We start from the raw sequence: 23,806 nt of genomic DNA, 5'->3' as shown, positions 1-23,806 counted from the left end.
GCGCCTGGCGATCGGGAAGCGGCGCGCGGCGATCCCCTGCGCCCGCTCGATCCGCTCAGGCGGGTTGCGGCGGGTGTGTGTCGTCGTCCGCCAACGTGCCGAGCGGCACGAAGATGTAGCCTTTCCCGCGCACGGTCCGGATGTAGCGATAATCGCCGACCGGCTGCTCGATCAGGTTGCGCAGCCGGAAGATCAGCACGTCGAGCCCGCGTTCGGAGCGTCCCGCCGCCTTCGACCCCAGCAGCGCGAGGATCTCCGTGCGCGACAGCACGCGCATCGGCTGCGAGATGAACAGCTCGAGCAGCGCGAATTCGCTGACGCGCAGCCCGAGATCGCGCCCCGCGCGGGTCGCGCGCCGGCTCACGAAATTCACCTCGATGTCGCCGAACGCATAGGGTTCGGCGATTCCGGGCGCGCGCGGCGGCCCGAACCCGTTCAGCGCATAACGGCGCATCGCGCTGCGCACGCGCGCGACGAGCTCCATCAGCTCGAACGGCTCGACGACGTAGTCGTCCGCGCCGATCTCGAGCGCAACGACCTTGTCGACCACGCCCGCGCAACGGCTGAGCACGATCACGGGCATGTCGTGGCCGGCGCGCCGCAGCGCGCCGAGCGCCATATAGGCCGCCGTTGTCGGCCGTTCGACGCGCAGCACGATCAGCGTCGGCGGCGCTGCCGCCACGCACGCCGGCAGCATCGACACGTCTTCCAGCACCGACGTGTCGATCTGGCAGCCGCGCAGGAATACGCCGATCATGTCGCGCAACCGCGCGTCGGGCTCTACAACAAGAACTTGGGTGGCCATGGAAAATCGCCCAACACGACAGCCTGGACCGCGAATCCGGGCATCACGCCGGTCAGCCGGCCGACCGGAACGGCCGGCATGCGCGAACCGGCGACAGCGCGGTGCCGGCGACTACACATGCATGCAGCAATCGAGACTCGTCAGGAAATAGCTCAGGCTCTTGCGGATCGACGTCTCGACTTCCCGCACGTCGCGGGCCGCGGGCGACTGGCCGAGCAGCGTCGCGACGATCTCCAGCGCTTCCCACGGATGCCGGTCGTCGTAGTCGGCATGCAGCTTCAGCCAGCGCATCGCGCGATGCCGCACCGCCGGATCGAACTGCTCTTCGTACGGCGACGCGCACAGGATCGCGCTCCATTCGCCCGTCACGCCTTCGATCGCGTAGTTGGTCGCGGCGATGCTCGGCGCCAGCGCATCGGCGCTGCCGCTCTTCCAGCACCAGTGGCTCAGCGCGAACCCGGCCAGCGGCGCGTCGCCGCACAGCATCATGTCGATGGTCACGCCCGATTCGGCGGCCCAGTTGGCCCAGTGATCGACGTGATTCTGCTCGACGCGGATATTGCGGATCAGATAGCGCCTGGCCTTCTCTTCGCCGCGCGACCGATACGCGGCCGTCTTCACCAGGTTCATCGCCATGTACTCGGGAAACTGGCTGACCACCGCCCAGCCGGTCACGAAGAACGCGCGCAACTGCGGCGCGCGCAGGGTTCCGCCGCTCATGGCCGCGAATACCGGATGCGACCGGATGCGCGCCTTCAGTTCGTCGGTCGCGCCGACCACGTCACGCAGCCAGGCCGGATAGCTGGCCAGATCCGTCAGGTCGCCGGTCAGTTCAAATGGAGCACTCATGCGTTCATTCCTCGTTGTTTCAATGGAATCCCCCTTCCTGCCACGGCGCGGGGCGGCCGAAGTAATAGCCCTGGCAAAAGTCGACGCCGAGCGCGCGAAGCATCTCGGCCGTCGTCGTATCCTCGACGTGCTCCGCCACCGTGCGGTACTGCATCACGTGCGCGATGTCGTTGATCGCGCACGCGATGCCGCGCTTGATGCTGTCGGACGTCATGTCCGACACGAGGCCGCCGTCGATCTTCAGGTAGTCGATCGGCAGCTGGCGCAGATACGAAAACGACGACATGCCGGCGCCGAAATCGTCCAGCGCGAACCGGCAGCCGAGGTCGCGCAGCTCGCACATGAAGCGCGATGCGACCTCCAGGTTCCGAACCGCGCTCGTCTCCGTGATTTCGAAGCACAGCAGCGATGGATCGAGCCCCGACGCGGACAGCTCGGCGATCACGAACTCGACGAAGCGCTCGTCGGTGATCGACATCGCCGACAGGTTCACGTTGTATTCGACGTAGTGACGCCGTTCGAGCCGCGCGAGGCGCCGGATGACGGTGCGCACGACCCAGCGGTCGATCATCGTCATGTGGCCGTAGCGTTCGGCGGCCGGCAGGAATACCGGCGAGATCAGCTTGCCGTCGGCATCCGGAATACGCAGCAGGATCTCCGCGCGCTCCTGCGCGCCGAGCCCGGCCTGGATCGGCACGATTCGTTGCGCATACAACTGGAATGAATTCGTTTCGAGCGCCGTCTTCACGCGACGGCTCCATTGCTTGTGGTACGCCTGGCGGCTCGAACTCATGTCGCGCGAATCCGCGACGTGCACGCGGTTGCGGCCGCGATCCTTCGCCACATAACATGCGATGTCGGCCATCTGCATGGCCTTCTCGACACTCTCGGGGCGGCATGCGAGATCCAGCACGCCGATGCTGACGCTGATCTTGAACGGCTCACCTTCCCAGAAGAACGTGAAGTCGTCGAGGCTCGCGCGGATCCGCTCCGCCTTGCCGCCGTCCGGCGCGACGTTTCGGCTGCCTGGCAGCAGGATGCCGAACTCGTCGCCGCCCAGCCGGCCGAACACGTCGTCGTCGTCGAGACAGCGCCGGAACACCGCCGTCGCGTCGCGCAGCAGCGCGTCGCCGGCCGCGTGCCCGCATACGTCGTTGACTTCCTTGAAGCCGTCCAGATCGAGTACCAGCAGCATCCCGCCGGCCCGCTCCACCAGCACTTCGCCCACGCGCCGCTCGAACGCCGTCCGGTTGATCAGCCCGGTCAGCGCATCATGCGACGCCTGCCAGGTCAGCTTCCCGATCAACTGGTATTCGTGCGTCATGTCGCGCAGGATCAGCACGTAGCCGACGCAGCGGCCCGCGGCGTTGTCCATCTTCGACAGCGACGCGCGCACGGCCACGGCGGAGCCGCATACGCGAATCAGGTCGAGATCGCGGGTGAACGTGTGGTCGCCGCTGTTGCTCAGCGACGCGAGCAGCTTGATCGACATCCCGGTCGACGTGTCGATCAGGTCCAGCACATCGTTGATCGGCTTGCCGACGCACAGATCCGAAGACGACCCGAGCAACTGCTCGGCCGCCGGGTTGACCGTTTCGATGCTGCGTGCGAGGCCGATCGTGACGATCGCGTCGGCAACCGAGCGAAGCGCGGCTTCCGCGAATGCCTGGCTCCGGTCGAGCTCGGTCTGCATTGACCGCTGCTGGCGTTGCGCGCGGCTCGCCCATCGCACCGACAGCAGGATGATCAGCAGCGACGCCGCAATGTACGACAGGATCAGCTGGATGACGGCCGAGCGGAACTCGGCGCTCAGCTCGTCGGAAAAGCGCTTCGGCAGCGGTTCGATGCGCGAATTGATGTCCCAGATCGAGCGATTCAGACGACTCGTGCGCCGGATGTCGCCCGCACGCACCGATTCGCGCAGCGCGTCCGCGGCCCGGCGCAGATCGACCAGTTGCCGGTCCGCGTCTTCCCAGTACTGCAACGCGGCGTTCAGGCGTGCGAAGCTGCTCAGGATCGGATAGAACCACACCACCGCCGCCGCATCGACGGGATTGATGCCGGCCTCGATCATCGCCCGGCGCGCCACCCCGTGATCCGCCGGCACGCCGACCATCGCCCGGCGCGCGACGCCCAGGAATACGAGGGTCCGGTCGACCGCAAGGTAATCGCCGAACAGCTTTTCGTCGCTGGTCTCGCCGTAGCGGCTCAGCAGGATGATTTCGTCCTTCTGCGCCTTCGACCAGCTGCTTTCGCCGCCGACATACACGCGCAGCGACATGATCACGATCAGGCTGACGGCGACGAACCCGGCCAGCGCCACGATCACGACGACGATCGGCAGGATGCCCAGCGCCGGACTCCATGGCCACACGTGAAACGAACTGCGCTGACTCGGGAGCTTCGAAATGTTTTCCATACCTGGTGACTGCTTTTCTGATTATTCTCGACGTCTCTGGCCTGGCGCACGCCCGGACTTCCGGCGTTCAGGCACCTCCCATTCCGCACGCTCGCGACGTGCCGCCTTTCGTGCAATCGCGGCACAAGAAGCCGTTGCCGGCCGCGCTCTCCCGCGCGGCGCGACGGACTAGGTCGTCCGCACGCGGCGCGGCGGCGATACCCCGGCATCGATCCCGGAATCGACCGTGAGGATGCGGCACGTTTCGTCCCGGATGACCCGATGACAGTCGCATCCCTGCCGCTCGAGATTCGCCAGGTCCGTCAGCACGATGGCACCGCGGTGCTGATGGATCAGACCGAGCTCGTGAAGCTGCCGCGTGGCATCGGTGACGGTCTCGCGCCGCACGCCCAGCATCTGGCCCAGCATGCCGTGCGTGACCGGGATTTCGATGCTGCGCGATCGCTCGTACGCGATCAGCAGCCACCGGCCCAGTTGATGGCGCATCAGGTGGTGACGGCTGCAGAACATCACCTGCGACGCCTGCGCAAGAATCAGCTGCATGCGCACGAACACCTGCTTCCGGATGGCCGCCGATGCGTCGCATGCGTCGTCGAACCGGCGCGCATACAGCCGATAGGCGAACCCGCCGCAATAGACGACGGCGCGTCGCTGCATCGCACTGCCGATGACGTCGTCGCACACGACGCCTTCGCGACCGATTTCCGTCACGCCGAGCGTCGTCTTGCCGCCTGCCGTGCATTGCAGGGAAATGCCGGCCGTCACGGGAAAATAGACGGCTTCCAGATTCTCGCCGGCATCGCACAGCACCTGCCCGGTCTTGAGATTCGAAAGCTGCAAATGGGGCGCGAATTCCGAACGATTTATTCCGTCAAGCGCGGACAGAAAATAATTGGCACCAAGTGCATGCGGCAACTCGATGACGTTGTTTGCCTGATGTGTCACGGCGCACCTCGTACGTTGTATTCCTGCCCTCGGCCACCGAACCTTCATGCCATTTTTTACCGGACCGGTTTGACGGTTTTTCCGTTTTCTTCCCGGTGGCATTGGGCAAAAAGGTATCACGCAGGCCAACCGTCCGCGGCATTCCGATTTCGTTACATGAAGTAATTTGACAGTTCAATCCGCCACCCGGATATCCTTGCATTGTCAATCAAGGATTAGCCATTTAATTCCACGCCATATAAAGAGGATTGCTCAACGAAACATTGAAAATTCTCCATGAATGGCAATATGCCGGAATGCAATAAAGTCAATAACTGAAAATCATTCCCGAATCGACACAATGCGGGATAAGTGACATATCCCACACTTCCCTGGCGGCGGATGTAGCAGGCATGAAATGCACGCGCCGGAGCCGGGCACGATGTCGCGCGCTAGTGCACCGATGCCGCCGCGCTGCCGGCGTCGAGCGACGCGGCCCTCAGGGCGTCAGCCGGGTCCGGGAAGTCGCGTTGCCGCAATCGCGCGATCTGCGCATCGCGCGCGTCGGGCGCAAGCTGCTGCGCGTCGAGCCGTTCGCGTTCGGCCGCGTAGTCGCGATAGCGCGCCAGCCACGCGTCGTCGTCCTGCTGCATCCGCACGACGCGCGCGGTGACATCGGCGCCGAGCTGCGCCCGCAACGCGTCGGGCGTCGCGCGCTGCCCTTCGAGCCGCGCGACCATCGTAATCTCGTCGTGCTGCCGCGCCAGCCGCTCGCGTGCGTCGCGCATGCCGGGCGGCAGCGACAGGTCGAGTGCGGCGAGACGTTCGCGCTTCTGTGCATCGGTAAGCGTCGGATCGCGCGCGATCCTGATCCGCTCGAGGTTGTCGCGCTGCCGCTGGCGTTCCGCGCCGAAGAAAGGCGTGCTCCAGTCGCCGAGCCATCGGCTCGCGAGCGCCTCGCGCCGTGCGAGCTCGCCCGCGATCCCGTCCGGATCGATACGCCCGCCGGGCGGTGCGGCGAACGCGGCGAGGTACGCGCGATAGCGCGGCCATACGTCGAGCGCTTCGCGCCGTGCCAGCGCGCTGACCGGTTGCGCGGCGATCTCGCGCGCAACCAGCGCATCGAGCCCGGCGGCCGTCAGGTCGTGCTGCGCCAGCAAAAAATAATCGAAGAATTCCCGTACCGCGTGCACTTTCGCCAGGTGCCCGTCGGGGCCGACCGGCAGGCGCGGCGCGCGCGAACCCGCCAGCGACGCGGGCAGCACGACCGCGGATGCCGCTAGCGCAGGCTGTGGCGCCGCCGCACCGGGCGACGCGGCATCGACGGCCCGCGCAGCGCCGGCAGCCTCGGGCGCCTGCGTCGACCCGCCGAGCGCATGCCACACGACCGCCACCGCGATCATGCCAGTGGCGCCGTACAGCACGGCGCGCGACAGTGTCGTCCGGACCTCCATCGCTCAGACGCCCTGCAGTTTCAGCCGGTTCGCATGCACGCGGAGCGCGGCGACCGGGTCTTCCGCATACGCGCCGCGAATGCCGAGCAGCTGGTTGATCGCGTCGAAGTGATTCCAGTGGTAGCGCGTCGAGATCACCGTACCGAACCGCGAACTGCAGGTCGACGTGAAGCCGTCGTTCGGGCCCGCGCCGGCGAGTGCCATGATGTTGCCGGCCGTCAGGAACACGAGCGTCGACGGATCCAGCACGTTCGCCGGATCGATGACCGGAATCACGCTGGTATCGACGGCGCCCGTCACGATGCCGAGCAGCGACACGGGCTGGTACGCGGCCCCGCTCCACGAATACAGCAGGTGCACGTTCCCGCCGATCGTTTCGGCGGGCGCGCCGGTGCCGCACGCACCGGCGCCGAGACCCGGACTCGGGAACAACCGGTTGAACTGCGCGGCATAGGTCGTGTCGAGCGCGTTGAGCGCGGCGATCGCATCCTGGTTCGTGTTGTGCGTATCGCTGGTCAGGATGCCGATGATGTTCAGCAGCGCGCCGAACACCGGCGTCGACAGGCCGGTCGGGTCGAGCTTCAGCGCGCCCAGCACGAAGTCGGCGAACTGCGAGCCGCGGTGCGGCGTCGCGATCGTCGTGACCGATGCGACAAGCGCGGGCGCGACCGAAGCCACATAGCGCGATGTCAGCCCGCCCTGGCTGTGTCCGATCAGGTTCACCTTGGCCGCGCCCGTGACGGCGAGCACCTGCTTCACATAGGCCAGTAACTGCTCGCCGCGCCCGTTCGGGCCGAGGTCGCTCTGGAAGCCGGACAGGTCGGCGACGTAGACCGTCGCGCCGTGCCGTTGAAGGTCGGCCTGGATGCCGTACCAGTAAGGCACCACGCCGAAATAGTCGTCCGTTCCGGTCAGGCCGTGAACGAGGATGATCGGATAGCGGGTCGCCGCGTAGTCGTCGACCGCGGTGGCGGCCGACGTCTGCGCGCCGGCTTGCGGCGCGAGCAGCCCGATGCATGCCAGCAACGCGACGCGGGCGACGAACCGCATGCACGCGCGCGGCAAGCGCCGTGCCATCGCCGCGCGTAACACGCTCGACAGGAGGGCCGCCGCGGGGTGCCGTGCGGCGTTATCGGCACGGCGGCGCGGCGCAAAACGCGGATCGATGTCATGCATTCGCGCTCTCCCAGGCCGCCTGCGCCGCCACTCGCCGCTGCCACATGATGAACAGCGGCGCACCGACGACTTCGAGCACCGTGAAGCCGACGAACGGCGGCCACGGCAGCCCGAGCGTCGCGAGCGAAATCAGCCGCCCGACGCCGCCGAGGAAGATCATCGTCCACAGCGTCGCGAACAGCCGCCCCTGACGCTCGATCCGCGGAATCACCGAAAACGCCGCGAGCCCGACACCGAGCCAGACGCCCGCGTAGAAACGCAGGTTGCCGTCCAGCGTCGCGTCGGCCGGCAGCGCGATGCCGAGCGATGCATACAGCGGATCGCCGATGCCCATCATGCCGAGCACCCCGGTGATCGACGGGACCAGCGCAAGCACGGCGGTCGCCGCCTGAAGCGCGCGTTTGCTCATTCGAACTCTCCTTGCATCATCGATAAAAAATACCCAGCACCTGAACACTCGTCGACTCCGGCATCGCACCGAAGCGGCTCCACGACGGCCCGCCCTGATGCAGCCATTGCAGCGCGACGTCGAACCGGTCGAAGCGCCGCCGCAGCTCGACCCAGTATTGCCGGCCGCCGCCGAGATCGGCCTGCATGAAGCCCGACAGGTCGAGGCGGCGCACGCCGACATTGCGCCATGCTGCCATCACGAACAGCCCGTGGCGGGTTTGCAGCTCCTGCGCGGCGATCGACGTCTGCACCGCACTGCCCCATGCATACGGGTTCGCACGCTGCAACGACCGCCACTGCGCCGCGTCCGCGCCGCCGCCGTTGCTCTGGAATTCCGCGGTGAGCGACAGGTCGACCGGCAGCGTCCACGTCGCACCCACCGACGAGCTGGTGCGGAACGCACGATCGTCGGCCGCGCCGGTGGCACGCGCGATCAGCGAGCGCCGGTAGCCGCCCGCCCATTCGAGATACGCGACCACCGAGTTGCCGAGCAACACGCTCAGATTCTGGCCGAACTGCGGCGCCTGCCCGCTTTCGCCGTAGACGATCCATTGCGGCTGGATCGCCGCGCTCAGCCGCTGGCTCGCGACGAGCATCCAGCGGTCGACGCCGTTGGTCCGCTGCAGGTCGGACGACGCGGCAGGATCGCCCGGCAGGCCGCGGCGTTCGAGACGCGGCGACAGCAACGCCGTGAGCGAACCCGTGTCCCACACCTGCTGCGCGCGCAGCCCGATCGTGCCGAGCCGGTTCGTGTGCCGGCTGTCCGGATCGGGCGGCACGTCGAGGCTCACCGCGCCCGCGCGGAAGAAGTCGGTCGGGTTGTAGCCGATCGCCGCACCGAGCCGCTCGTTCACGCGCCCCGCGTCGACCACGAACGCGGGCGACGCGCGCCAGCTCGCATACGCCTCCTTCACGAGCGTCACGTCGCGCGACGACGTGCTCGACGTCCCGAGCGGATCGAAGCGGTCGAAGCGCATCGAGAAGTGCGCGGCGAACGACGGCGTCAGCCACTGCCCGTACTCGAATTCGATCGAAAGCTGATTGCGGCCGGCGTCCCCGCCGTCGCGATAGCGGCTCGTGCGCAGCGCGTCCTGCACGTCGAGTTTCCACGGCTTCGCGGTGTCGGGCGGCGGCGCGGCCGGCCGGTCGGCGAGATCGAGCGCCGCAGCGTCGGCCGTGTCCACGTCGGCCGTATCCACGCCGGTCGCATCCACACCGCCCGCGCCATCCGCATCCGTCGCGCGCACGAGCACCGGCAGCAGCGCGAACGCGAGCGCGGCGATCCGGCATCGGCGCCGCGCCGTCATTGCGCCTGGAAGCGGGACAGATAGTCGCGCTGCAGCCATGCGTCGGGAATGTCGCGCCACGCGTAGTCGGAGAAGCGCATGACCGTGACCCAGTTGCTGTCGAGCCCGTCGATGATGACGGTTTCGGTCGGCCGCTCGACGCCGAGCTGCATCGTGTAGCGGCGATAGAACGCAGTCTTCAGCAACCGGTCGCTTTCCGAATAGAAGCGCGCCTTCAACGGCCGGTTGTTCACCGCGTCGATCCAGATCTCGATGCGGCGGTAAGTGAGCCCGTCGCCGTGTCCGGCAAGCGCGAGCCGGTACGCGCGGCGCATCTGCCGGTCGCCGTCGGCGATGTCCTCGACGCCCTTCATCTCGGCCGTGTAGTCGTGCGCGAGATTGATCGTCACGACGTCGCCGTTCGCGGCCTGTCCGAGCAGCCGCTGATCCGGCGAGATCCGCACGCTCGCCTGGTTCGCCGGATCGTAGAACCACAGGTCGTTGCCGTTCTTCAGCATCAGCTTGCCCGTGTCGCGCGCCGGCGCGACGAAGCGCACCAGCGTGCGGAACGCGCCGCCGGGCGCGTCGGGCTTCGAATAGATCGACAGCGTATTGCCGTCGACCTGCTTGCCGGACCGGTACTCGATCAACGTCGCGGTCAGCACGAACGATTTCTCCGGCGTGCGGATCGCGTCGCTCGCCGCGAGCACCTTCTGCGGATCGGGTGCCGGCTGCGCATGCGCGACGCCGGCGACGAACGAAAGACTCAGACAGCATGAAACGAACAGGCGACGCACGAACGCTCTCCCGAAAGTGGATTGGATCAAAACGGCGGCACACGCGGCTTCACACATGCCGCAGCGCGTCGACGATCGACAGCCGCGCCGCATGGCGCGACGGCAACCATGCCGACAGCCCGGCGACGCACGCGAGCCCGACGAACGTGACGGCAATGGTTCGCCACTCGCCCCACACGCGCACCGTCAGCGCGACGGCGTCGATCCGCGCGGGCGGCGTCCAGGCCAACCCGCTGTGATTGACGGCTGCGGCAATCGCGAGCGCGACCAGCACGCCGAGCGACGCACCGGCCACACCGAGCAGCACGCCCTCGCAGACGAACAGCGCCTGGATGCCGCCGCGCCGCATGCCCATCGAGCGCAGCGTGCCGATCTCGACCGTGCGCTCGATGATCGCGGTGCTCATCGTGTTGCTGATCACGAACAGCACGATCGCGCTGATCAGCACGAACACGAACCCGAAGATCACCGAGAACATCCGGTTGGTCTGGTCGTAGAACGGGTTCAGCGTCGCGAAATCGACCACGTCGAGCGACTGGCCGTCGAAGCCGCCATGCAGCAACTGTTCGATGCGCGCGCGCGCCGCGGGCAGGTCGGCCGTACGCGCGAGCTGGATCTCGATCGCGGTCGCGCGCGGCGCACCGCCGCCATACACGAGCCGCTGCGCCTGTGCCAGGCGCACCGCGAGATAGACGTCGTCGAGTTCCTTTACGCCCTGCTGCTCGGCCTTCACGACCGAGAAGCGGCCGACGTTCGGCGCGCCGCCCGCGCTCGCGGTCAGCACCTCGATGTGCGTCGCGCCGTCGTCGGCCGGCCGCGTGCCGGCCTCGCCCTGGGCGAGCGCCAGCACGTCGGGCGGCGCGTTCGCGGCCGGCCCGTCCGCCGCCGGCTCGGCCGGGCCCGGCGGCGCGTCGCGGCAATCCGGCACGCGCAGCGGCCCGCACAGATGCAGCACGCGCGCGACGCCGAGGCCGACCATCGCCGCGTCGGCGGCGGTGCCGCGCAACGCGAACGTGCGCGGCCGCAGCGGGAAGCCATACGCGTTCCACTGCTGCATCCGGTACTGGTCGTCCGGAATCGCGCCGAACCCCATCACGGTGCGCGACACGCCGGCCGCGAAATTGCCGGCGATCCCGCCGAACTGCAGTGTCGGCGTGACGACCTCGAGCAGCGCCGCGAGCGGCGGGTCGCGCCGCAGTTTCTGGATCAGCGCCGGATAATCGCGGATTCCGTACGCGGCCGGGTCGCCCGTGCCGTACAGGAAATAGCCTTGCCGCTGGATCTGCAGGTGGCCGCTGCGTTGCACGAAATCGGTCTGCAGCCCGAGCGTGATGTCGCGGCTGAAGCCGCCGAACAGCAGGATCGCGCTGACGCCGACGATCATCGCGAGCAGTGTCGTGAGCGAGCGCCGGCGGTTTCGCTGCAGGTTGCGCAGCGCGAGCATCAGCGTATGGGTCATCGGCACATCTCCTGCGTCGCCGCGCCGTCGCCGGCCCGTTCGTGACCGACGATGCGGCCGTCGAGAATCCGGATCACCTCGTCGGCCACGCTCACCACCTGCGGATCGTGCGACGACACGATGAACGACACGTCGCGCTCGCGCTGGATCGTGCGCATCAGTTCGATGATCGCGTGCCCGGTCGCGCTGTCGAGGTTCGCGGTGGGCTCGTCCGCGAGGACCATCGCCGGCTCGGCCGCCAGCGCGCGCGCGATCGCGACACGCTGCCGCTGGCCGCCCGACAGCTGGCTCGGCCGGTGCCGCGCCTTGTCGGCCAGCCCGACCGCGTCGAGCAGGTCCCGCACCCGCGCCAAGCGCCGCGCGGGCGCCCAGCCCGCCATCAGCAGCGGATATTCGACGTTCTCGTGCGCGGACAGCACCGGCAGCAGGTTGAACGTCTGGAACACGTGGCCGACGTGGCGCGCGCGAAAATCGGACAGCGCATCGTCGGACAACGCCGCCGTGTCGTGACCGGCGATCGTCACGCGCCCGCTGTCGGGGCGGTCGATGCAGCCGATCATGTTCAGCAGCGTCGTCTTGCCGCTGCCCGACGGGCCGCTCAGCACGGTGAAGCGGCCCGCGTCGAGCGTCGCCGACACGTCGGCGAGACCGGTCACGCGCACGCTGTCGAGCAGATAGGTCTTCGACAGGTTCTCAACGTTGACGAGGCTCACGATGCGCCTCCCGCGCGCGCGGCGCGCACCGGCGCTGGCTGCGATACTTCCGCGCCCGCCGCCGCGGCGCCGGACACGGCCGGCAGCGTGCGGATCAGTCGCCGCAATTGCAGCCGATACGCGAAATGCTCGACCTCGATCACGTGCCGCGACGTGCGATGAAACGCGATGCCGCCGCTCCAGTCCGAGCGGCCGCGCCGGATCAGCCGGTCGATGCGCGCGGCCTTGCGCGGCGCCGCGTCGCGTGCATGCAGATAACGTGCGAGCAGTTGCGCCTGATAGTCCATCAGCGGCCAGTTGCCGGTCGAGGTCTGGAACAGCCCGACGAAGAACAGGTCGCGATGCTGCGCGTCGAACATGTTCAGGTACAGCGACGGTTGCGGCTTGCGCCATTGCAAGTGCGCCTGATCGATGAACGGGAAGCTCGGCTGGTAGCCGGTCGCGTACACGATCACGTCGACCGCCTCCTCGCTGCCGTCGACGAACGCAACGCGGTCGCCTTTCAGTTCGCGCACGTCCGGCCGCGCGTCGAGGTCGCCATGGCCGAGGTGATAGAACAGCGTCGAGTTGATGATGAAATGCGATTCGAACAGCTTGTGGTCGGGCTTGCGCAGCCCGTAGTCTTCCGGCTGCCCGGCCGTGGTCAGGCGCAGCAGCCGCTCGCCGAAAAAGCGTCGCGCCCACAGCGGCATGCGCAGCCGCAGCGGCCATTCGGCCCACTGGTCCGCCGGTATCCCGAACAGGAATTTCGGCCAGTAGTAGTAGCCGCGCCGCGTGCTGTGGAACACCGCGCGCGCGTGATGTGACGCCTCCACCGCAATGTCGCAGCCCGAATTGCCGGCGCCGACCACGAGCACGCGCTTGTCGCGGAAGATGTCCGGCGTGCGGTATTGCGACGAATGGAGTTGCAGCCCGTCGAAGCGGCCGGGATAGTCGGGCAGTTGCGGATGCGACAGGTGCCCGTTGCAGACGATCACGCCGCGATAGGTCCGCACTTCGCCGCGATCCAGTTCGACCCGCCACTGCGTGCTGCCGGGCACCGGCGCGACCTCGAGCACCGAGCGACCGAACTCGATCCGGTCGTACACGCCGAAGCGGCGCGCGTAGGCGCGCAGATACGCGAGCGCCTGGTCGCCGCGCGCGTACGTCGGATAGTCGTCGGGAATCGGAAAGTCGGGGTACTCGGAAAACCGCTTCGAACTGATCATGTGGATCGAGCGATAGACCGCGCCGCTCGGCCGGCCGTAGTACCAGTTGCCGCCGACGTCGTCCTCGCGCTCGATCACGTCGCAGCCGATGCCGGCCGCCAGCAGGTTCTTCGCCGCGGTGATGCCCGCCGCACCCGCGCCGATGATGCAGTACCGCGCGCCGTCGTTGCGCTCCGTCATGGTGGACCTCCTCTTCCCGTTCAAAGAACCGACGCCGCGACGGCCTGCGTGCCGGTTGCGACGACGAGCGCCGCGCCGCGCAGTTCCGCGATCAGCGCGCCCGCGCGATCGGCAATCGCGAAACGACCGTCCGGACCGCGCAGCAGCATCTCGGCGTCGCCGGCCTGCGCGGCACCGAACACGATGCGACCGATGCACCATGCGCGCGGCGGCTCGCCGTCGTCCGGCCACGCGCCAAGCAGCACGCGCAGCACGTTTTCCAGGTGATTGACCGGCAGCCACAGCTGCGGACACGGCGCGGCGCCGGCGTCGCCCGGCGCACGCCACAGCGCGTCGGGGTCGGCGGCTTTCGCCTGCCCGATCCCGTCGCTCCACCGGGCCTCGGGCAACAAGTCGCCGCGCCAGCTCGCGTGCACGGCTGCCCGGGCCGGATCGTGGCCTGCTTCTCGCGGCAGCCGTACCATCGCGCCGGCGGGCGGCAGGCTGCGGTACACGAACGTCGCATCGAGCAGCGCGCGGCCCGCAAGCGACACGCACCGCACCGTCACGCGCCAGCCGTCGTCCGCGGTCCGGCCGGTCACGTCGGTATCGAGCGCGAGATCGCCGTGGCGATCGAGCGCGTCGGCCAGCGCGTCGAGCGCGATCGTCACGTCGACGGCTTCGTGCAGGTACGCGCGCTCGCCATCGGGCAGCGCGACCCAGTCGGCCACGACGCGCGCATGCTCGAGCAGCAGCGACGCCGGTACGGCCGCGCGGCCGCCGAGGCGGAAGGCGCGCGTATAGGGCACGCCCACGGCGCGATAACGCGTCGAGAAGCGCGCGAACGGCCGGAATCGCCGCGGCGCACCCGCGTGATGCCGGCGCGTCGCGAGCTCGCCCAGGTTCGGCAAGCCGTCGACGGCGTCGAATCCGCAGAGCTGGATCGGCGTCAGCGCGCGGCCGACCGCACCCATGTACATCGGTTCGCCGCTGCCGGGCGCCGCGAGTTCCGCGAGCCAGTGCCGCACGCCGTCGTCGATGCGCATCGGGCTCACGTAGCGCCGCGTGACGGCGAGGTTCGTGATCATCCCGACCCCGTCCCACGTCGGCCACACGAGCGTCTTCACGATACGGCCGCCCGCGTCGCGCCGCGCCCACCAGCCGAGCCGCGCGAGCGCCTCGTTCGCGGCCGCATAGTCGGTCTCGCCCGTCATGCCGCCCCAGCGGCCGGTCAGCGACCCGACGTTGATGAAGTATTCGACGCGCGGCCGGTTGCGCACCGCCGCGTGAAGATTCATGAAGCCGAGCACCTTCACGCGCACGGTGCCGACGAATTCGTCGGCCGTCTTGCGCGACAGCCGCACCGGCTGGTCGATCCCGGCGTTGTGGATCACGCCGCGCAGCCGCTCGCCGAATTCGTCGCAGAGCGCGCGCACCGCATCCGCATCGGTCACGTCGCATACGCGGTAGCGCACCGGCAGGCCGAGCGCCGCCGCCGCATCGAGCGAAGCCTTCAGCTCGCGACGTCGTTCGAGCTGCCGCAGCGTGTGCCGGATCGCCTTCGGCGGCCGTTCCGGGGTGGCCTGACGCAACTGGTCGAGCCCGTAGCGCTTGAAGCCGGCGGCGTCGAGCGCGAGCCACGGCTCGTCGCCGGCCGGCAGCGCATCGCGCCCGGTGACGACCACCGTGCAGCGACGGCGCTTCGCGATCTCGCACGCGGCCAGGAAGCCGATGCCGCGCGCACCGCCCGAAAACAGCACGACGTCGTCGGGCCCCCAGTCGGGCGCCGCATCGGCCGGCAGATCGTCGCGGGTCGCGACGAGCGTATGGCGGCGTCCGCCGCGATGGCCGACCTCGAAGCGCCCCCACCGATACAGCTCGCGGGCGATCAGCCCGTCGACGCGGCCCGTTTCGTCGGGCGCGATGTCGAGTACGCGCACGTTGCAGTTCGGCAGTTCCTGCGGCAGCGTCTTCGCGAGCCCGGCCCACAGTCCGCCGAGCGGCTGCACGAGCGCGTCGTCGCCATATCCCATCAGGCCGTCCTGCCAGGTCAGCGCCAGATAGAACAGCCGCGACGTCGATTCCTCCTGCGACCAGTCGCCGTAGCACGCCTGCAGCAACGCGACCGTGCGGCGCAGCGGCACTTCCCATTGATCGCGCGCGTCGATGGAGAACGGCGCTTCGACGCCGAGATCGACGATCCCGTCGAACGGCCCCGACTGCGCGACGAACGTGCTCGCGGCCGTCGCGTAATCGGGGCCGTCGACCGGCACGAACACGCTCGCCTTCGCGCATGCGCGCGTGAGCGCCGCCACCACACGCTCGACCGTGCGGCCAAGGCCGTTGACGATCGCGATCCGCTTGCCGCTCAGTTCCGCCGCCGGCACGTCGGGCAGCGGCTCGATCCCGACCGGCCGCCACGTGAAGCGGTGCGTCGGCGCGTCGTCCAAGCCCGGCTGCGCCTCGGGCGCACCCGCGTCGTGCTGCAGGAAGGCCAGCACGCCGGCTGACAGCGTGGGGCCGACGGAATGATCGGGTGCGGGCGGCGCCTCGTCCGCCGGTCGTGCGCCATCGCTTGCCGGCGCCTGCGTGCCTGTGACCGGGCCCACCGGCATGCGCGACGCCGGCGCGCTGGCCTCGAGCCCGGCACGCCCCGTGGGCCCCGACTCGCGCACTCGCGCCTTCGCGATCAGTTGAATCCCGTCGCGCGGGCGCAGCGAGATCGTCGCACCGGTGTCGAGCGAGCGGCCGGGCACCGCGCTCAGATCGACGTGCTGCGCGACGACCGCGATCAGCACGCGCATCTGCAACAACGCGGTCTGGTAGCCGATGCATTTGCGCATCCCGCCGCCGAACGGAAAGTACGCGTACTTGTGGCGCACCGGCGCGTGCGATCCGAAGTTCTCCGGATCGAATGCGTCCGGGTTGGCCCACAGCGCCGGATGGCGATGCGTGACGTACGGCGACATGAACACCGACGAGCCGGCCGGCACGTGATAACCGCCGATTTCGTCGTCGTCGACCAGATCGCGCGTGAAGCCCCAGATCGGCGGATAGAGACGCAGGATCTCGTCGACGGTCTGCACCAGATACGGCAGGCGTTCGATGTCGCCCGCATCCGGCGCGCGACCGCCGAGCACCGCGTCGAGTTCCTCGCGCAGCCGGCGCAGTACGCCCGGGTGCTGCGCGAGCGCATACAGCCCCCACGCCATCCCGCTGCCGGTGGTTTCGTGGCCGGCAAGAAACACCGTCATCACCTCATCGTGCACTTCGCGCTCGGTCAGCGGCGCGCCCGTGTCCGGGTCGCGCGCGGCGAGCAGCAGCGAAATCACGTCGCTCGTTTCACAGCGCCCCGCGCGATGCTCGGCGACGATCGCGTCGACGATCGCGTCGATCCCGCGGCGCGCGCGCGCGATCCGGCGATTGAACGGCGTCGGCATCCAGCGCGGCACGAAATCGTTCATGTTGCCTTGCGGCATCATCGCCTCGATGCCGAAGCGCACGGCCGGCCCGACGTCGTCCGCATGCCGCGAGATGTCCGCGTTGAACAGCATCAGCCCGAGCATGCGCAGGCTCACGCGCATCATTTCCTCGACGACGTCGAACGGCGCGTGCGCCGGCCGTTTCAGCCAGCGCTCGACGAGTGCGACCGCCGCATCGCCGACCGCGGTCGTGTGCGACTCCACCTGCTTGCGGTGAAAGAGCGGCTGCACCACGCGCCGGTGACGCCGCCAGAATTCGCCGTCGGTCGTCAGCAGCCCGTCGCCGAAGAACATCTTGAAGTTGTCGTAGAAGCGGCCGCGCACGTAGTTGCGGTGATTGTCCTGCAGCACGTGCTGGATGCCGTCCGGATGCGCGAGCGCATGCGTGAGGAACGGGCCGAGGCGATTGCGCGCGACGTCGCCGTACTGCTGCTGCAGCTTCAGCAGCATCGTGACCGGATTGCGCTTGTACGCCGCGAGATTGCCCATCACGACACTGCCGCGCGGGCCGGGTGCGAGTCGCTTCGTGCTCATGCGGACACCTGTTCGGAGGGCGTGCGTGCGGCCAGTTGCGCGTCGATCTCGCCGCGTGCGGCGAACGCGCCGGTCACGCGGTGCACGTAGCCGATCACGATGCCCGTCACGTCGCGCATCTGCATCAGGATCCGGCCGTCCGGGCGCACCGCGACGAACCGGTTGCCGCTGCTGGCCGGCCCTTCGAGCGCGAACGCGCGCGGCGTCACGCGCAGCGCGATCGACGCGTGGCGGCTCGACAGTTCGCAGTCGTTCCCGGCTTCGTACAGGTCGATGCGACCGATCGAAATCGGCGCCGCGAGCGGGATGTAGTCGCCCGCGACATGATCGAGCGCGGCCACGCGCGCCAGCCCGTCGAGCAGGATGCTCGGTACTACGAAGCGCGAGAACACCGGGTCGCCGCCGGGCACGTTCAGCCGGAAACGCGCCTGCTTGCCCGCATCGCTCATGCCGGTGTCGGTCGTCGACACGAACATGCCGGTCAGCCGCACCGGTGCCGCGTCGAAGTGGTACGGATCGGCGACGGGCGTCAACGTGCCGCACGGCGGTTCGCTCCACACCGGCGCCGGCGCGTACGCGTCGGCCAGGCGAACGGTGATCTCGAAGTGCGGCTTGTCGCGCACGAGCACCTGCCCGCCCGGCGCCAGCACGTCGCCGGAAATCCGCACGCGCACCAGCACGGCGTCGCCGTCGCGCGACACGATCCGCGCATGGATGCGCTTCACGCTCGGGCGCTTCGCGTCGTAGACGCGCAGGAAGTGCAGGAATGCCGCGTCCGCGAAGCCGACGACCTTGAGCCCCGGCACGAGCCGCAGCGCCGCCTCGGCGGCCACTTCCGGCACGAACGTTCCGGGTAATGTCGGGAAGCCGTTGACGACGTGATGTTGCAGATACGCATCGCGTTCGAGATCGAACACGCGCTCGAAGGTCACGCTGTCGTCGGTGCGCGCGAGCTCCGCGCCGAGATAGAAATCGGGATCACGCGAAGCGGCGGCGGAAGCCGGCGCCGCTTCGTCCAGGTCGAAATAGCCGGGCAGATGTGTTTCGATCGCGCGCCGCTCGGCCTCGCCGAGATGCACGGACATCGCCGCGCGCTCGCCGAGACCGAGTTCACGCATGAAGTGATGCTGCCCTTCCGCGGTGCGCATGCTCGTAAACAGGCCGCTCTTCTCGAGAAACGCGCGCGTGACCGGGTTCGCGCCGAGCCCGACCGAGCGCCACAGCGTCCACCCGATCGTGAATTCGTCGTGACCGAGCGCCGCGCGGTGATACGACGCCTGCGTGTTCAGGAAGTCGTTTCCCGACGCGTAGTCGGTTTCCCCCGCCTGCCCGGTCAGGCCGATGAACGAGCCGAAGTTGCACCACAGCCGCGGTTGCCGCGTGCCGAACGCGTCGCGCAGGTTCCAGTAGCCGCGCACCTTGATGTCGCGCACCGCGACGAAATCGTCCAGCGACTTCACGAGCACCGACGCCGAGCGGTTCAGCCCGGCCGCGTTGACCAGCAGGTCGACCCGCCGCTCGCGCGCGAGAATCGTGTCGATGGCCGTGCGCACGCTGTCGGCATCGAGCACGTCGGCGCGCAGGTACGTGACGCGATGCGCGCCGCAGAACGCGCGCATCGCCTCGATGTTCATGCACGCGGTGCGCGCGTCGGCGCGACGCTCGAACGCACGGATGATCGCGGGCAACGGCCGCTCCGGATGCAGCGCCTTCTGCTGCCGGATGTAGTCGGGACGACTCTTCGCAAACGCCTCGTCGTCGAGCGCGAGGAGTTCCGCATCGACCGCGTCGAGCGCGCTGCTGCCGATCAGGTACAGCGTCGGACGCACGTGCGCGGCCAGGGTCTTCATCAGTTCGCCGGTGATTCCGCGCGCGCCGCCGACCGCGACGACGACCGCATCCGGGCCGAGCGACAAGCGCTCGTCCGCGCGCAGTTCGCCCGTGTCCTCGATCACGCGCGGCGTGCGGCGACGGCCGGCGCCCAGCGCGACGACCGGCAGCCAGTGCCGCGCGGCGCTTTCGCGCTCGGCGTCGCGCAGCGCGTCGGGCAGCGCGCGCGCGTCGGTCAGCACCGCGATCGGGCGCGCCTCCGGCATCTCGATCGCGAGCGCCTTCACGAGCCCCGTGAACAACCCCGCATCCGGATGCGGCACCTCGCCCGCGAGTGCGTCGAGCAGCAACGCGACGAAGGTGCCGCCGCGCTTGAGCGCGCCGTGCCAGCGCTTGGTCGCGAGGAACGCCAGGTCGTGCAGCGCGAGCCGCGCGGGCGTGGCCGGCGCCGCGGCGCCGGGCGCAAGCGTGCCCGCGTCGAGCGACGTCAGCACGCGCACGTGGCCGATGTCGTCGGGCAATCCGTCGAGCGCCGCTTCGTCGATCCGATCGATCCAGTGCCAGCCCGGCCGGCGCGCGGCAAACGGCCGCGTCGACAGCACCACGCAGCCGGGGCCCGGATCGGCCTGCGCGGCCAGTGCGTCCGGCATGTCGGTGACGATCACGCAGCGCGGCGCGATGAACGGTGTCGGCTGACCCGCGGGCCGCCACGGCGCGTCGCGCCATTCGATCCGGTAGCGCGCGACGCCGAGCGGCTCGCCGTCGGCCGCGACGCCGGTTCGACGCAGCGTGCCGGGCAGCAAGGTCCCGCGTGCGGCGGGTTCCACTGACGCGGCGGCCGGCGCCGCCGCATTCGCGGACTGCGTTGGCTCGGCCGTGCGTTGCGGCGCGGCTTGCGCGTCTATGCCTTCGCATGCGACGTGCAGCGCGTAGCGTGCGCGATCGCCGCCGCCGTCGCGCGCGAGCGTCGTGACGGGCGTACGCGCGACGATCGCGCGCAGCACGTCGATCGCCGAATCGGCGCCCGCATACGTGACCGCGCGGCCCGTCGCGTCGCACGGCGCGGCCGGCTCGACGCCCGCTCGCGCATCGCCGCCGCCGACCACCGCGAGCACGGGCAGCCCTTCGGCCTGCGCGCGCCGTACCGTCGTCACCGCGAACAGCACGATGCCCTCCGCGAGCGGCAGCCCGAATGCCGGGCGCACTTCCTCCGCCGAGTTGCCGTTGATCCCGCCGACGATCGCCATGTCGAGCTCGCCACTGCACAGGAAGCGCTCGGCCGCCTCGAACGCGGCCAGCGTCGACGCGTGGCCCGCATCGATCGTCATGTTCATTCCGTGCAGGTCGTGATAGTTCGCGACGCGCGCCGGAATCACGTTCGGCATCATCCCCGGAAACGAATTCTCGGTCGTCGGCGCGACGAGCTGCTTCGTCGCATCGCGCAAGCCGCCCAGCAGGCGTTCGGTCGCCGCGCGTTCGTCCGGTCGTGTCGCGTCGAGCACCGCGGCGGCGATGTCGTCGAGATAGCAGCGGCTCGCGTAGAGCGCCGCGTTGCGCGTCGGTCCCATATGGCCCATCACGAGCCCGATCGTGTCCGCGTGCTCGCGCCAGAACGCGCCGAGGTGTTCGCGCAGATCGTGTGCGGCGTCGAGCGCCATCAGCTGACAGCGATCGAGCGCGCGCAGCACCGCCGGCGGCATCTTCACGCGCGCGAAGCTCGGCAGCGGATAGCCGACGCCGAAACTCGCGTCGGGCGCGCGCCCTTCGCCGCGCAGCCACGCGGCGACCTGCGCGTCGCCGTCGAGGCCCGGAAATCGGGAAGACCAGCCGACGATCGCGAGCGGTTCGCTTTTGAACCGGCCACTCGCGCGACCGGCGGGCAGATCCGCGCGATATTCCGACACGATCAGGTGGCCGTTCGTCCCGCCGAAGCCGAAACCGGACACCGCCGCGATGCGCGCCGACTCCTGCCGCCGCGGCCACGACACCGGTGCGACCGGAATCCGCAGGTTCGTGCCGGCCATGTCGAATTCCGGCGGCGGTTCGCTGAAGCGGTGCTGCGGCGGAATCACCTGATGCCGCAACCCGAGCAGCACCTGGATCACCGACACGACGCCGGCCGCCCAGCCCGTATGACCGACCAGCGATTTGTTCGACGTCACCTGCACCGTGCGGTCGCGCCGGATCGCATCGCGCAGGCTCTGGAATTCGGCGAGATCGCCGGCCGGCGTGCCCGTTGCGTGCGCAACGACCCAGTCGACGTCGGCCGGCACCGTCGCGGTCCGCGCATACGCGCGATCGATCGCGATGCGCTGGCCGGCCGAATTCGGTGCGTAGATCGCCTTGCCCTTGCCGTCGGACGACGAGCCGAACGATTTCAGCACGCCGAGAATGCGGTCGCCGTCCGCACGCGCGCGCTTCAGGCGCTTCAGGATCACGACGCCCGCGCCATCCGCGAACAGCACGCCGTCGCAGCCGCGATCGAGCGGCCGCACCTCGCCGCTGCGCGACAGGCCGTGCAGCTTCGAGAACAGGATCGAGCCGCGCGGCGCGAGCGCGAACGCGCCACCGCACGCGACGACGTCCTGTTTGCCGAGCAGCAGCGCCTTGATCCCGAGATCGATCGAATACAGCGACGACGAACAGGCGGTATCGACCATCATGCATTGCGCGTCGTCCGGCAGCACGCCCTTCATCGCGTTCAGCCCGACACGATGTGGAAAGAACGATGCGAGATCGCCGGCGCCGCGCGCATAGCGTGCGCTCAGCACCGCGTCGATCGCTGCCACGCGGCGCGTGCGCTCGGCCGCGTCGACGCCCGCGTCGATCAGCACCGCGTTCAGGCGCTCGCGCGCGGCGGCCAGCACCATCCCCTCTTCGAGGTGCTGGCTGCCATCCGCCGTGTAGCCGACGAGAAACGCAACGCGATCGGCGTCGCGCAGCGTCACGCCGTCGAGCGACTGGCACAGCGCGTGACGCAGCCACAGCGTCGTCAGTTCGCGCGGCGCGGTGCCCGCGTCGAGTTCGGCGCGCACCGCCGGACACGGCTCGAAATGCTCGATGAAAACGGAACGCGACTGATAGCTCTTGTCTTCCGCCGACGTGTCGGGCGAATAGAACGAGCGGTAGTCCCAGCGATCCGGCGGCACGTTGCCGAACAGCTCGGGGCCGTCCAGCAGCGCGCGCCAAAACGCGTCCGGATCGCTCGCGCCTGGTAATGCGAGCCCCATGCCGACCACGGCGATGTCGTCGCTGTCCGGCAGGCCGTCGGCCGATGCCTCGGCGCGCCCATCTTCGTGTGGTGCCGCCTGCGCCGTCGACGCCATCGCTGCGGCGGGTTGCGCCGCAGCGGCAGCGGCTGCAGCGGCTGCCGCATCGGCCGCGCCATCGCCACGCGTCGACGTCGCCCACTCGGCGCGCGGCGACAACCCCTCGCTGCACAGCGACAACCCGCCGTCGGCAACGACCACCTGCCCGGTGATCCAGCGCGCCGCGTCCGATGCGAGAAACACCACGAGATCGGCCAGATCCTCGGCGCGCGCGAGCCGCTTCAGCGGCGTCGCCGCGATGCTCGAACGCTTGGTGTTTTCCGGGTCAGGAAACTGCGCGGCGACGTCGCCGTCGATCAGCGTCGACGATGCGCCGTTCACGCGAATGTCGCGCCCCGCATACTCGACCGCGAGATAGCGCGTCAGCGATTCGAGCGCCGCCTTCGCGGTGCCCACGACCAGATAGTTCGCCGGCACCAGCGTCGCGCCGACCGACGACACGTTGACGATCGCACCGCCGCCCGAGCGCGCCATCAACGCCGCGGCGCGGCGCGCGCACCAGAACGCGCCCTTCAGGTTCGTGTCGAGCGCGCGATCGAAATGCTCGGCGCCGATCTCGTCGACGCCGAGCAGCGCACCGGACGCCGCATTGTTGACGAGCACGTCGAGCCGGCCGTAGCGCCGTTCGATCTCGTCGAACATCCGGTCGACCTGCGCCTGCTGCGCGACCGACGCACGGATCACGTCGACGGTCGCGCCGAGCGCGCGCAGTTCCTCGGCCGTCTCCTTCGACGCGTCGAGCGAGTGGAAGAAATTCAGGATCACGTGCGCGCCCTGCTCGGCGAATCGCCTGCAGATCGCCTTGCCCACGTTTTTCGCACCGCCCGTCACGAGAACGAGCTTGCCGCGCATGCTGGTATTCGACATGGATCGCCTGCCTATCGAGAACTTGTCATTACCGGGCAGGGCCCCCCCTGCCGACCAACGCTTCG

General features: G+C 69.2%; 14 protein-coding genes. All 14 read right to left on the bottom strand.

Annotation, left to right across the window (positions count from 1 at the left end; all coding sequences use genetic code 11):
• Positions 1-55: 55 nt before the first annotated feature.
• Positions 56-805: a winged helix-turn-helix domain-containing protein gene (locus ACTRWB_RS35085; protein ID WP_446904564.1), complete on the bottom strand. Its 750-nt coding sequence runs from the start codon at positions 803-805 to the stop codon at positions 56-58.
• A 111-nt stretch (positions 806-916) separates the two neighbouring features.
• The gene (locus tag ACTRWB_RS35080; protein ID WP_446904563.1) at positions 917-1,654 is read right to left on the bottom strand and encodes a TenA family transcriptional regulator; all 738 of its coding nucleotides are present in this window, start codon (positions 1,652-1,654) and stop codon (positions 917-919) included.
• A 19-nt stretch (positions 1,655-1,673) separates the two neighbouring features.
• Entirely contained in the window at positions 1,674-4,073 is a 2,400-nt protein-coding gene (locus ACTRWB_RS35075; RefSeq protein ID WP_446904562.1) for a putative bifunctional diguanylate cyclase/phosphodiesterase, read from the bottom strand.
• A 168-nt stretch (positions 4,074-4,241) separates the two neighbouring features.
• Positions 4,242-5,018 carry a Crp/Fnr family transcriptional regulator gene (locus ACTRWB_RS35070; RefSeq protein WP_129514762.1) on the bottom strand — a complete coding sequence of 259 codons (777 nt, stop codon included), beginning with the start codon at positions 5,016-5,018 and terminating at the stop codon, positions 4,242-4,244.
• Between the two features lie 431 nt (positions 5,019-5,449).
• The gene (locus ACTRWB_RS35065) at positions 5,450-6,451 is read right to left on the bottom strand and encodes a lipase secretion chaperone (protein ID WP_446904561.1); all 1,002 of its coding nucleotides are present in this window, start codon (positions 6,449-6,451) and stop codon (positions 5,450-5,452) included.
• 3 nt (positions 6,452-6,454) lie between these two features.
• The gene (locus ACTRWB_RS35060; RefSeq protein WP_446904560.1) at positions 6,455-7,528 is read right to left on the bottom strand and encodes an esterase/lipase family protein; all 1,074 of its coding nucleotides are present in this window, start codon (positions 7,526-7,528) and stop codon (positions 6,455-6,457) included.
• A 91-nt stretch (positions 7,529-7,619) separates the two neighbouring features.
• Positions 7,620-8,036, bottom strand: coding sequence for a DUF4345 domain-containing protein (locus ACTRWB_RS35055; RefSeq protein WP_129514266.1), 417 nt, complete (start codon positions 8,034-8,036; stop codon positions 7,620-7,622).
• A gap of 16 nt (positions 8,037-8,052) precedes the next feature.
• Positions 8,053-9,384 (bottom strand): hypothetical protein, encoded by a 1,332-nt coding sequence (locus tag ACTRWB_RS35050; RefSeq protein WP_446904559.1) that lies wholly within the window; start codon positions 9,382-9,384, stop codon positions 8,053-8,055.
• Positions 9,381-10,160, bottom strand: a complete 780-nt coding sequence (locus tag ACTRWB_RS35045) for an outer membrane lipoprotein-sorting protein (RefSeq protein ID WP_446904558.1) — start codon at positions 10,158-10,160, stop codon at positions 9,381-9,383. The genes ACTRWB_RS35050 and ACTRWB_RS35045 overlap by 4 nt, the downstream gene beginning before the upstream one ends.
• Positions 10,161-10,209: 49 nt before the next feature.
• Positions 10,210-11,619 (bottom strand): ABC transporter permease, encoded by a 1,410-nt coding sequence (locus tag ACTRWB_RS35040; RefSeq protein WP_446904557.1) that lies wholly within the window; start codon positions 11,617-11,619, stop codon positions 10,210-10,212.
• Positions 11,616-12,332 (bottom strand): ABC transporter ATP-binding protein, encoded by a 717-nt coding sequence (locus tag ACTRWB_RS35035; RefSeq protein WP_446904556.1) that lies wholly within the window; start codon positions 12,330-12,332, stop codon positions 11,616-11,618. Before ACTRWB_RS35035 ends, ACTRWB_RS35040 begins: the two co-directional genes overlap by 4 nt.
• On the bottom strand, positions 12,329-13,720 hold the full coding sequence (locus ACTRWB_RS35030; protein ID WP_446904555.1) for a flavin-containing monooxygenase: 1,392 nt from the start codon (positions 13,718-13,720) through the stop codon (positions 12,329-12,331). The genes ACTRWB_RS35035 and ACTRWB_RS35030 overlap by 4 nt, the downstream gene beginning before the upstream one ends.
• 20 nt (positions 13,721-13,740) lie before the next feature.
• A complete protein-coding gene (locus ACTRWB_RS35025; RefSeq protein ID WP_446904554.1) occupies positions 13,741-17,715 on the bottom strand; it encodes a cytochrome P450 in 3,975 nt (1,324 codons plus the stop codon).
• Positions 17,712-23,741 (bottom strand): SDR family oxidoreductase, encoded by a 6,030-nt coding sequence (locus ACTRWB_RS35020; protein WP_446904553.1) that lies wholly within the window; start codon positions 23,739-23,741, stop codon positions 17,712-17,714. Before ACTRWB_RS35020 ends, ACTRWB_RS35025 begins: the two co-directional genes overlap by 4 nt.
• Between the last annotated feature and the right edge of the window lie 65 nt (positions 23,742-23,806).

Source organism: Burkholderia sp. YIM B11467 (assembly GCF_052952715.1).
This window is presented reverse-complemented; position numbering and strand designations above follow the sequence as displayed.